At 38.5% G+C, this 12,147-nt stretch carries 9 protein-coding genes; all 9 read right to left on the bottom strand.

The window, feature by feature from the left end:
- Positions 1 to 9: 9 nt before the first annotated feature.
- Positions 10 to 969 (bottom strand): type VI secretion system-associated protein TagF, encoded by a 960-nt coding sequence (gene tagF, locus AC6CHI_RS01575; protein WP_498119149.1) that lies wholly within the window; start codon positions 967 to 969, stop codon positions 10 to 12.
- A 36-nt stretch (positions 970 to 1,005) separates the two neighbouring features.
- Entirely contained in the window at positions 1,006 to 4,833 is a 3,828-nt protein-coding gene (tssM, locus tag AC6CHI_RS01570) for a type VI secretion system membrane subunit TssM (RefSeq protein ID WP_498119148.1), read from the bottom strand.
- Between the two features lie 22 nt (positions 4,834 to 4,855).
- Positions 4,856 to 6,262, bottom strand: coding sequence for a hypothetical protein (locus AC6CHI_RS01565; RefSeq protein WP_498119147.1), 1,407 nt, complete (start codon positions 6,260 to 6,262; stop codon positions 4,856 to 4,858).
- On the bottom strand, positions 6,255 to 7,256 hold the full coding sequence (tssG, locus tag AC6CHI_RS01560; protein ID WP_498119146.1) for a type VI secretion system baseplate subunit TssG: 1,002 nt from the start codon (positions 7,254 to 7,256) through the stop codon (positions 6,255 to 6,257). The genes AC6CHI_RS01565 and tssG overlap by 8 nt, the downstream gene beginning before the upstream one ends.
- Complete coding sequence (gene tssF / locus AC6CHI_RS01555) at positions 7,220 to 9,025, bottom strand: type VI secretion system baseplate subunit TssF (RefSeq protein WP_498119145.1); 1,806 nt, start codon at positions 9,023 to 9,025, stop codon at positions 7,220 to 7,222. The genes tssG and tssF overlap by 37 nt, the downstream gene beginning before the upstream one ends.
- Before the next feature lie 17 nt (positions 9,026 to 9,042).
- The gene (tssE, locus tag AC6CHI_RS01550) at positions 9,043 to 9,516 is read right to left on the bottom strand and encodes a type VI secretion system baseplate subunit TssE (protein WP_458890806.1); all 474 of its coding nucleotides are present in this window, start codon (positions 9,514 to 9,516) and stop codon (positions 9,043 to 9,045) included.
- Positions 9,517 to 9,599: 83 nt separating this feature from the next.
- Complete coding sequence (locus AC6CHI_RS01545; RefSeq protein ID WP_016165884.1) at positions 9,600 to 10,103, bottom strand: Hcp family type VI secretion system effector; 504 nt, start codon at positions 10,101 to 10,103, stop codon at positions 9,600 to 9,602.
- Between the two features lie 46 nt (positions 10,104 to 10,149).
- On the bottom strand, positions 10,150 to 11,631 hold the full coding sequence (gene tssC, locus AC6CHI_RS01540; RefSeq protein ID WP_458890807.1) for a type VI secretion system contractile sheath large subunit: 1,482 nt from the start codon (positions 11,629 to 11,631) through the stop codon (positions 10,150 to 10,152).
- The gene (tssB, locus tag AC6CHI_RS01535) at positions 11,624 to 12,133 is read right to left on the bottom strand and encodes a type VI secretion system contractile sheath small subunit (RefSeq protein ID WP_458890808.1); all 510 of its coding nucleotides are present in this window, start codon (positions 12,131 to 12,133) and stop codon (positions 11,624 to 11,626) included. Before tssB ends, tssC begins: the two co-directional genes overlap by 8 nt.
- Positions 12,134 to 12,147 lie beyond the last annotated feature (14 nt).

Here is a 12,147-nt window from a genome sequence, read left to right as displayed (position 1 = left end):
ATTTTCTTATTAACCATGTATAAACGTTTGTTTAAAAAGTTTGATGCCTTGATTTAAGCTAAGCTGGCGCTCACAAAGCGCTTGTTCCAATACGGCTAATCCAGCATTTTGCTCCAAATAAGTATCTATCCACCCAGCATCAATCAATGAAACCCAGCGCTCCGAATTGAAGTTTTGTGAAAAAATATCACTTAGGGCAAAAATATCTGCACCTTGGAAACCAAATAACAAAACAGGCTCATGCTGATGGAATAAGCCAATCAAAACTTCGGTATTTTGATGACCAAGAAACATGTTGATTAAATTGACCCAAAATGCTGCTATTTCATAACTATAACGCGCATTATGAATTGGTAAAATCAGCACCTTATTCAGCTTGGCCACACCAAAATTAAGGATTGGTTGGAGTAATAAACCAAGACCTATCATGCTTTGCGCCAATTGATAACTATTCAGTTTCATTAATCCTGCAAATGAATGCATCGTATGATTATCAAAAAAATCTAAGTGTGTATTGGCATGTGTTTGCGACAAGTCGCGGCTAAAATCCGCTAATAATTCGACTAACTCTTCAGGATCTCGGACTGTTTTTAATCTTTTATTCTGCTGAAATAAATGGACTAAGGTCGGTTTATAAAGCAAAGGGGCATAAGACAAATTCAGTGCAGGATGCGAAACTTCAATTAAATGACTTAAAACCATTGGAAATTTTCGCCCCGATGAATCTTCACTAGACGCTAAGTTCGCTAGCAAAAACATCTGTTCGACAGGATTTGCTATAAAAAAATCTAGACTGGGCAGACTTTGATAAGCTTCATCGAAGTTGGCATTTTTCTTTGCCAACTCCAATGCCTCTGTCATCCAACGATCAATCATATTGATGATTGCAGATTGCCCTTTGCTTTTTAAAAAATCACCACGAGCAGGACTTTTACCAAAATACAAAGATGTGGATTTAATGATCTGCATTTGAACCTCCCGCATCTCGATGCCAACATTGCTGCATTAGTTATTCACTCCTGACAATGATGATTGCGGATTGGATACGGCAGTATTCCCCGACTGATCAGGTTTGATTGCCTCAGGTGCAACTTGGGCAGCAACAACACGAACCGCTTTATCCATGACCACTTTATCGACCAATTGCAAACCGGCATAACCGCGTCCAGAACCGACATTACTGCCACTATTACCGCTAATCAGACGGAAATTGAGTTTAACCGACAAGGCTGGATTTTTAGGATCAGCCCATGTCATTTCAAAACTTCCATTCTGCGGTTTACGTTGCGCCGAATCGATTAAGCGATTAATGCCATATTCACCTGGTGCATCAAAAATGGTATGGGTTTGTCCCTCTAAATCGACCGCAGTAATTCGTACTCCAGGAATTGCACCTGGATTTGGCCAAATAAAGTTCACCCATTGCTGAATACCGTTTTCATACAGCATGCGTTGCCCATCAATATCAATGCTATACGACTGCAACTTTGGATTTGGCAAAGGATAAAACTGAAAATTGGACTGATTTGCCGCTGCAGTTGCCGCAGTTTGATTGAGTTCTCCAGTCGCAACCCCATTTGCAGGTGCAACATAACTTTGGAAATTCATCACAAATTGTGGATTTAGACCAATCCCTAAATCTTTCCATGTTTTCGATGACAGCATATAGCCGCGTCGTATCACCAATGGATCTAAACTTTCTTTCACAAATCGGGCAATACTGCCAGTTTCACCAAAAACTTGACCAATTTCACCACTGGTGGCTTGAATAGTTGCCGCTGGATTAAATGGATATTTCTTTGCCAAATTTTGACTAAACGGTTGATAGGCCTGCATCTGCCATAATTTATTGATTTCATCTTGGGCTGGTAACAACAATGCATTAAATGCTTGCGTTAATGGGCTAACCAATAAACGCTGTAACATTTGCTGATCTGTCGCATTTAAACCAACTGTGAGCTTTTCATCTACAATTTTTTGAGTATTATTAAATACAGATGCCTGATCATTAATTGTCTGTTTCACCACAGTTAATGCATTTGGACCAATGTCCCCTGCATTTTTCAGATCATTAAACTTACTTCGTACCTGCGACAAACTGTTTAAATACTCATCCAATAATGATTGATTTTGCTGATCATCACGCTTACGAACCAATTGATAAAACACAACAAATTCTTGAGATATCGGTCCTTGGGCTTGCTGCAATGCTTTTTTTACAGCATCTTCATTATTTTGTCTTAGAATTTTACGTTTAAACCAAGCCACAAAACCTGTTTGAGGGGCAGCAAGCTCCGCTTGAACAACTGGATTATCCCAACTGGTTTCCTGCGCCACGCGATTTAAAAAGAGACGTATTGGCGAATTTTGGGACTCTCCCAAAATATCAACAATACGAGCATCAGCCTTAAAATCCGTCCCTTTGGCATAATGCACAGCATTAAGAAACTTTTTCCATTCTGCAATATATTCTTGCTTATATAACTGTGTCAGTTGTTTTCTGATTTGATCAGGACTACCACTAAACGTTAAATCATCTGACTGAGTCGTGTTAAGCACCCAATCTTTTGTATCTGTTGGTTTATTGGCGGCTGCATCAATTGCTTTTGCAACATAATCATCCCATGCATGGTAAGTAAATACGCCAGGTAATGCATACCCCCCCATTACGATAGTTTTATTGTTTTCACCGACGATTTGGGCAACGGTTAAAGCTGGGTAGCGAACCGCTGCACGCATTTTAATTTCATTATAAACACGATCCCGTGCAGGCATCCCACGCACCACAGATACCATCACTTGTCGTGTCTGCTCAACCAGTTGCGTATCCGCATCCAAGACAGGAAAATTTTTCTGATTGGCCAATGTCATTGCATAACTCAGCACTTGCTCTGCTTTTTGAGTCAGCTCTGCTTGAGGCATTGCTCCTCGATTCGCCAATAACCAAGAACGCCAAAATTTAGTGACCTGATCACTTAAATGACTGGCATCCATATATTCGGGATTGCTCATCATCAAATAAGCTTTTAAAGCGTTATAAGCATCTTGGGGATTATTATCTGAAGGTTCAAAATACTGAGGGCTTTGCTGTGCAGATGCTTGCTGAATTTGAACATTGGCATGATTTGCTTTCAATACGGCTTCATTTGCCTTCACCCGCTGTAAATATTGCTCGATATTTTGTTGGGAGGGCTCTAGAACCAGTTGACGAATCCCCTTCAGATACTCAACTTCGAGCTTTTCTCTTAATGCTTGACCTTGATATAAGCCAAATGAAAATTTAAATGGTCGATCCTGTTCAAAACTATCCAATTGCTGCAGGCGATTTTGCAAAATTAATAAGGCATCAAACTGTGTAGCCAATTCGCTGCCTGTACTTTTTTCCATTTGCATTACTTTATTTAGGTCAGCCTGCACATCTACAATTAACTGCTGGTTATTTCGATAAGACCAAACCCATGCACCTAGACACAACGACACGGCCAAAAGAGCAATCATAAAACCCAAATAGCGTTGTCGTTTACGCATAGGGTTAATATGCTGTTTGACCAAATTCTTGTCTTTTAAAATGACATTTGAAAATAATCCTTTTAAAAAATATCCATGATTTTGAGTAGTCACTGCAAGAGAATGCTCAGGTTGCTCTAATAATGTTAGATCAAACTCTTGTGCAATTTGCTCAGTCATTGGACTTTCAATCATGCCCTCTTGCAGGGCACTGGTAAAATAAAAACCACGGAAAACAGGCTTAAATTGATAGGGATTATCTTCAAATAGTGCAGCAATAAATGTTTTTACCGCAGGTTTAAGCGTTTTAAATTCCAACGGAAAAGTCATCACCCCTGGCGAAATATTCTGCGCGTTCCGACGACTTAAATGTGTGGTACTAACACTCTTCAATCCATCAAATAAAATATTATAGTGCTGTTCAAATAATTCAGACGCATTCGGAGCAGATTCAGGATGATATGGGAGTGTTGCCCCCCAAACCTGATCAAATTCTTGACCATCATAGCAATCAAAAAACTCCGTAAAACCTGCAATCAAATCCATTTTGGTAAAGACAACATAGACAGGTGCAAAAACCTCTAATCGCTCGGTCAAATCTTGAATACGTGCTCTTAAATTTTTCGCTAATTTAAGCGACTTTTCTGGGCTTTGGCTAATCAGTTCCGCAATACTGACCACCACAATCAGGCCATTCACGGGAGCTTTGGGACGGTTTTTTTTCAATAATTTTAAAAAGCCCAACCACTCTCCATGATCTTCGGCATAAACTGAATAACGACCTGCGGTATCGAGTAATACACCGTCTGTAGAAAAAAACCAGTCACAGTTTCTCGTTCCACTCAGCCCTGCAGAAACCACTTTTTGATGCGATTCTTCGAATGGAAACTTGAGACCAGAATTATAAATTGCTGAACTTTTTCCAGCAGCAGGATTACCAATCACCATATACCAAGGCAATTCATAAAGTGCTGCATTGCCTTTTTTATCCCCCAATCTGGATTTCCGAATCAATTGGATGGATTCTTTCATCTGCTGTTGAATCAGCTTTAATTCTTCATTATTTTTTGTCTGGCCATATTCTGCATCAGTTTCTTTACCAATCGCCTCTGCGAGTTCTTCGCCTTGGCGCTCATGTTTTCTGCGTTGTATTAACCAATAAATGCCATAACCGATCAGGCCCACAACATAGGCCACGCATAACAAAATAAAAATATGTCGAGGAATCACATTATATGAGGATAGCAGTGCCACAAATAATGAAAGGGCAATAATGGCTTTGGGGTTGGTAATGTACTGCCATAAGTAGCCTAAAATTATATACATTGTTTTCTCATCAATTTTAATATTATGTTTGGTTAAATTCAGTTAAGTCATCTTCGGCATAAACATGCATTAAAGCCTGTGCAGCATCTAAGCTATAAACAAAACCATGAACAGATTCAGGTACCTGTAGCCCCAAAATAAAGGCATAGATTTTGGCCAGATTTTGGGTATGGCCTAAACTGTAATGGCTATATAGATGGTGATGCGGTTGTATCGACGAAGAGTCAAAATATTTTGAAATCTGTTGAATAACCCGAGGCTGGGCAATATTGTCAGGCAACACAATAAATGGCTGTTCTAATTCATATTGTTCAAGATTTTCAATATTCAATCGTTTTAAAGCATCTGCTGCATTTACTTCATTCAGAACAAGATCCAGAACTTTTATATGAGGCTGTCCTAAAATCTGTACTGTTTGACTTGCAATACAACAACTACCGACAAACTCAGCAGGAATATATTGATCGGTCCGCCAACTATGATCATCAATCAATTCTTGGTCTAATGCCGAATCTGCCACCAAAAGAAATGAAACTTCAGCAGTCTGATTTTGGATTTTTTTTAATAAATTCATCCATTTTGAATAACAATTGTGGATATCCCAATAGTGATATTGAATCTTGAGCTGCTGCGGCAGCAATCCTAAGTTATGCAGAAAATCCTGTATAAGATGCTCACTCTCAGTTTCATTCCAAACATGCAATAAAGTCTCGGATAGCACCAGATGTACATTGAGATGATTTAAACGTGGAATATCCTTAAGAGCAGGGATCTCTTCATCCTCTTGAGCATCTGCCTTGATCCAAGCAGGATGAATACGATATTCATAGGCAAGCTGCTGATCATAAAACATAGCCGATTGTTTTAAATGCTCAACCACATTGAGTAACACCTCTTCGTTTTCATATAACTCGTTCTGAATAAAGTGCTGAATCCGCTTCTGAATGTTTGCAATGAATGAATCTTCAAACTCCTCATCTTCAGCAGCAGTCAATTGCTCCTCGATACGGTACGATAAAATTGGATTACCAATATGATTCATAAGGACTGTATCTAATGTTGGAGCAAGCATATCCAAAGTTTGATGAAACGCCTCTTGGTTCCTTCCGATTGCACTCTGCAATGAGGTTGCATACACATGCAATCGGATATGCTCCACATCCGCTGTTTTATTTGCGACTGAGTCAGTCACACTGCTTTCCGCCTGCATCTGCTCATTCAGCTGTTTTTTCTGCGATGCGGCTTTATACCCAGTCCAAATTAAATATGGACTTAACAGTATTAAACTGATGACACTGGGTAACAAAAACAAATACAGGAATAAATCTTCAGCCGTAGGCTCGAACTTTGAATCTTGCCAATAGACAATCACGACAGCAGAACTTAAGAAAAATACACTTAAGACTGTACTTACTATTAGCTTAAGCATATGAAATTTCCCGAATCAGCGGATAACAAAACTGTTGGTGTTCTTGGTGATCATCAGACAGCAAGAAGCTGCTCTGCCCTAATCCCATATTTCCCAGAGAACTGAGAACAATAGAATGCATTTCGTCCATTTTGAGAATAAGGCGAACATCGACCTGTAATGTTGGGCTACACCAACTTTGGACTATTTTTTTGAGTTTTAGACTTAAACTTTTTTGCGGTAAATAATCCAAATAATCTTGATAGCTTAATGGACCAATTTGGATTTCAATCTTTCCATCCACTTGGCGAATTTTTTCACCACAAAAGGTATTTATACCCAATGAACTTTGATGATTCCCGCCCAAACAGGTTTTTTGCTTATCGCTCAAATAAAATGTTTCAGTGATAAATTCTTGAATATGCACCTGCTGTTTTAATACACAACACAACATGGTCTGCATCGCATGCACATTATTATTTTGACCTTGCAACAGACCAGAAAACTCAGCAAAGAAATGTACTAAATCCGTATCTCCCTTATGATTTTTCTGACATCCACTCAAAGCATGTAAAATATTTAAATAGTGGTTTTCTTGCTCAATTTCATAACGAATAGGTAAATGATAAGTTAGGCTAGAGTCGACATACTGACTGGTTAACTTATGATTGAATAGCCCGATAAATTTCTGAATTTCAAGTCGTTGCTTTCTAGGTGCTAGCTTTACTTTCTGCGTATACGTATAGGGTAAAGCTCCTTGTATCCCCATCAACCCAACAATCAGGTTCTTAATCTCAACTTTTTCATCATTAACGGTTAATGACTCGATTTCTGCCGCAGGGAAATTCAGATTAATTGAACTTTCAAAACTGAATTGACTCGACCAATCCAACCCCTGTTTTAATGCAGGCTGATGACGTAACAAACGTGTCGTTTGTATAAACTCATAAGCGGTAGGAACTTGAAATAAGTTATCAATTACAGAAGCTTCTTGCCACCAACGTTCTGCACGCATTGGTATAACTCCTGTCCTGATTGATCATCAATGATATTCAGATCGATAAAACTGTTCATCTGAACTTTTAAATTAAAAACATGACTTAATAATTGACTAAATAGATACAGACTATGCCCTCGAAAAACTTCCGATTTCATCACTAGACTGACCTTTAAACCACGCACAAATGCTGGAAATGGCTTGATATCCATCATTTTATGACTGAGCTCAAACCTGACCTGCTGAATTGAATTAATTAGCAAATGATTTTCTTGTGAATTCGGTAAATTATATAAAGTCAGTAATTCCTGAATGGGCTGAACCGAATCATCTTGCATTAAAGACATTAAATTGAGTGAAAGGTGAGAAACCAGACGCCATTGTTCAGATTTATTTCCCGAAAATGCATAACACGCTGAAGGTCTTTTTAATACCAATGCTCTGCGAATTAATCCTGTGCTGGTGGAATTTAAAACCTGATGACTCATACTCATGGCTTCATAAGGCAAGTTACCATTCGAGCACAGCAAAGTTGAGCTAATAAAGTCAGATTTTATTTCTTGCGGATTAAGATTTTTAGAAAGAATGGAGTAAAATATTTCACAGTTTTTCTGATTTTGTTTTGTATTTAAAGTATAAAAATATTGAAGATTATCTTTGTGTGCATGACTCATTGCAAAAAAAGGAGAAATTGGATAATTCACTTCTTCTTGATCATGTTTTTCTCTTATCATTTGCATCTTTAAAATAGAATATACCCGATAAAACTCTGGATGATGGGCATCGGTTAAAATGGGATATTCTATTTTTTTATGATCAATCTTCTGTGGCTCGGCTTGTTTTTCAAAAAGATTAACGGCTGGGCTGGTAAAGAGTTTAAAATTCGCAGTACTTAATGCAGAATAATTATGAACTAGGACGGGATCACTTAAATTTAATTTCAAGTGTACCTGCAATTCAAAATGTTGACCGTGTAGTTTTAATTGCTTAAGAAAGTTTAGATTCAAGTTTAAATAATTAAATTTTTCTGGAAAACAAAAATACTCCATCAACAGGCGATAAGCATGATGAGTATGTTGATCGCGCGGTAATACACTTTCATTTTCGCCAAACCCCATAACAGTAAAGGGATTATCAATATATACGACATGTTGACCCGATTTTATACTGAACCGAGTTTCTGATCTAAACACCGCATCCAAAAACTGTAAGGGAAAATTTGATATTGCATCCAAATAAATCGGAAGTGATTGATGTTCTAGCCAATCTTCCGCTCCATTATAAATTTCGAAAGAAAATGCTAATGATGCATTTTGATTTAAATGAATATGCGAACTTTGATTAGAAGTGAACTCTAACCCTTTCAGCTGTATGGGTAATAAATGCACATCCAAACTGGTTTTAAATTCACACTGAACCCCCTTAACACTTCTGGATTTGAGTGCAATTTTGGCAGGAATCACATGGACTTCAGTTAATTTTTTTTGCTTTTCAATATCTTCAAAACTGATGACTGTGCAGGCAGGGAAATGACGTAAATATTGCGGAAACATCACCTCAAACAAAGAATGGGTGAAGAGGTCGTAACTATCAACTAACTTCTTATCAATTCTAGCGGCAATCAAGGAAAAGGCTTGAATAAGCCGTTCAATATGCGGATCATCAATTTGTTCTTGATTCAATGATAAACGTTGCGCAATTTTGGGATACTTTTTAGCAAAATCACGCGACTGTTGCCCAAATTCTTGAAGTTGCTTTTCGTAATACGGTAAAAGTTCTTCTATCACAATATTATCCTGAAAGCTTAAGACTGGGCTGACACAACATATTGTTGTGTTGTAGGTTTTAATAAAGCATCGAAAACCACAGGTTCATACAGAGGATGAATATTTAAAAAGGCCTGAATGGTTAAACAGAGTGCCCCCATATTGTGACCATCTAATAGCATTTCGACTTTGACTTGTCTTAAACGAGGTTCATGCGCAGAAATAGATTGTTCAATCGATTGGCAAATCTTATCTCGATCTAATGGATTTGCGGTTGATAAACCAACAAAATCTATAATGCCAAATTGGATAATTGACTGTTTAACCAAGGGATATTGGTCTAAAGCCGCATCTAACTTTGCCACACGACTATTCAGTAAATCTTCAAGATCATTCGCAACAGACTGTCTTAATTCTTGTAATGACAAACCGTTTATAGTCTCATTTTCTGGCAGTAAACGGTCAAAAAGTGTCGAACGGAAACCGTAAGGGTACAACTGATCTAAGCTCATTTTGATGATCTAAATTCAACAGTGATTTATTCAAAAAATAGAGGACAAGCCATGCTGTCCCCTATTTTCAGGTCGTTGTTTAATTAAGCAGCATAAGATGCCGTGTTATTAGACAATGACCATTTCTTAGTCACAGCACCTTTCGCAGTACCATTAATATCCTGTTGGTTATACGTCCACTCAACCGCAGCATATTTCAAACCAAAGGTTTCAGTTGGTACACCTTCTTCATTCACGCTTGGCGCTACACTCGAAACTAAGACATGCTTAAGTTTGATTTGAAGATATTTGATACGCTTATCACCATTGGCACGGTAAAAATCGATTTGTACTTCATCAAAGGTATAACCCGCTGAACATGCTTCCCAAAGTTTAGGACTCGTTGCATCCAAGTCTTTGACAAAATGCATATCCGCATGTTCCACACGTTCAGCCGTATGACCACCGACGCTTGAAGAAGTTGCAGATTTTGGCTGACGGATATTGTGTGCCCAAGAGTTTACCTCTAACCAGCCCTTATGCTCTGAGTCGCGTGACTCACCATCAACTTTGTATTTACCTCGAAACTCGACGTATATATCTTTCATGGAATTATCCTATTATAAAGTTCTTAATTATTTAGCTGTTCTTAATTTAATTAGAAGACTGAGGCAACTCAGTGACAAGTCGCAAAGAGACGGACAACTCGTCCAGCTGGAAATGTGGTCTTAAAAAAACCACAGACTTGTAGTGACCAGGCTGTGCTGGATTTTCTACAACTTTCACGGATGCTTCTCTTAAAGGAAATTGTGCTTTCGCTTCTTGAGAAGCCCCATCATCCAGTAATACATATTTAGCAAGCCATTCATTTAAAAAGGCTTCAACATTTCCTGCCGAAGCAAAACTTCCGACTTTATCTCGCATCATTGCTTTTAAGTAGTGTGCGATGCGAGATACTGCCATGATGTATTGGATTTGACTGGATAAAGCTGAATTGGCATTTGCGGTATCGCTATCGTATTTTTTAGGCTTTTGTGCAGATTGCGCACCGAAAAATGCTGCATAATCAGTATTTTTACAATGCACCAAAGGAATAAAGCCCAAATCACTCAGCTCTTTTTCGCGACGGTCTGTAATTGCAATTTCGGTTGGGCATTTAAATGCAACTTCACCATCGCTGGTTTTAAAGGTATGTACAGGCAGCCCTTCGACTAAACCGCCACCTTCCACCCCGCGAATCGCGGCACACCAACCATGCATATCAAAAGCATTGGTTAAACGCGTACCAAAGGCATAAGCAGCATTCATCCACAAATATTCATCATGATTTTGGCCGGAAACCTCTTCAACAAAATTGAAACCTTCGGTTTGGGTTCCTTGTTTCGGATCATAAGGTAAACGTCCCAAAACACGTGGCATAGTTAATGCAACATAGCGCGCATCATCACTTTCTCGGAAAGAGCGCCATTGTACATATTCAGCTGTCTCAAAAATCTTAGAAACATCACGTGGCCGGTCAATATCGGTAAATGATTCAAGTCCCAACATATTGCAGCTTGTGGCAGAAATAAATGGTGCATGCGATGCTGCAGCCACATGAGAGATCTGCTCCAGCAAATACATATCTGCTGGTGTACGATCAAATTCGAAGTCCCCAATTAAGGTTGCATACGGCGCACCACCAAATGACCCATATTCTTCTTCATAGATTTTCTTAAACAACGTGCTTTGATCAAAGTCAGTCGCACTTTGAAAATCTTTAATCAATTCTTTTTTGGTGGTATTAAGCATGCGAATCTTAATTAAAGGATTCGAAGGTGACTCTTGGCAGAAATAATATAGCCCACGCCAAGTTGATTCGATTTTCTGAAACTCGGCATGATGCATAATTTTGCTGAGTTGCTGCGAAATTAAATGATCAATTTCAGCAATACGTTTATCAATCGACATAGACATATTGTCAGAGACTGTGATAGTTCCAGACATGACTTCTTTTGCAAGTTCTGCAATCAGACTTTTTGCCCGGTCATGTTCATCATCAGTTCTGGCAATACGGCTTTGCTCTACGATTGAATCTAATAAAGTCAGCTCAGTATTATTGTCTTGAACAGCAAGAGCAGATTGCATATTACTCATTGTCTGCTCCTGCTTCTTGACTCAATTGTCGAACTTGCTCAGTATTTTTCAAAACCTCATCAAGTAAATCTTCTAGACGCTCACTATTTGAAATTTTATTGCGTAAATCGGTCAGACGTTCACGTGCTTCTACCAATTTACGCAGTGGTTCAATCTGTTGCGCAATATTTTCTGGACGAAAATCATCCATAGATTTAAAGGTCAAATCAACCCCAAAGCGCCCACCCTTTTCTGTCAGGGTATTTTCTACCTGAAACGCTGCTCGAGGTGCCAGTGATTCCATGACTTCATCAATATTCTCTAAATCAACATTGATAAATTTCTTATCTTTTAATTTCGTTTTTTCATGCTCAGATGCCGCTGAAAAATCACCTAACACCCCAACAACAAAGGGTAATTCTTTGATTTCTTTACCTTCACCCACTTCAACGTCATATGTTAATTGAACACGTGGAGGACGAATACGTTGCAATTTTTTTTGCACGCTTTCTCGTTTAGCCATGATTTTTTAACCTT

It is taken from the genome of Acinetobacter sp. GQ146, assembly GCF_059758585.1.
This window is presented reverse-complemented; position numbering and strand designations above follow the sequence as displayed.

Bases quoted from the DNA above. Each gene is read 5' to 3' on its own strand.
- tssB (WP_458890808.1), bottom strand. From the start codon at position 12,133: ATGGCTAAACGAGAAAGCGTGCAAAAAAAATTGCAACGTATTCGTCCT.
- tssM (WP_498119148.1), bottom strand. From the start codon at position 4,833: ATGTATATAATTTTAGGCTACTTATGGCAGTACATTACCAACCCCAAA.
- tssE (WP_458890806.1), bottom strand. From the start codon at position 9,516: ATGAGCTTAGATCAGTTGTACCCTTACGGTTTCCGTTCGACACTTTTT.
- AC6CHI_RS01565 (WP_498119147.1), bottom strand. From the start codon at position 6,262: ATGCTTAAGCTAATAGTAAGTACAGTCTTAAGTGTATTTTTCTTAAGT.
- tssC (WP_458890807.1), bottom strand. From the start codon at position 11,631: ATGAGTAATATGCAATCTGCTCTTGCTGTTCAAGACAATAATACTGAG.
- tagF (WP_498119149.1), bottom strand. From the start codon at position 969: ATGCAGATCATTAAATCCACATCTTTGTATTTTGGTAAAAGTCCTGCT.
- AC6CHI_RS01545 (WP_016165884.1), bottom strand. From the start codon at position 10,103: ATGAAAGATATATACGTCGAGTTTCGAGGTAAATACAAAGTTGATGGT.
- tssG (WP_498119146.1), bottom strand. From the start codon at position 7,256: ATGCGTGCAGAACGTTGGTGGCAAGAAGCTTCTGTAATTGATAACTTA.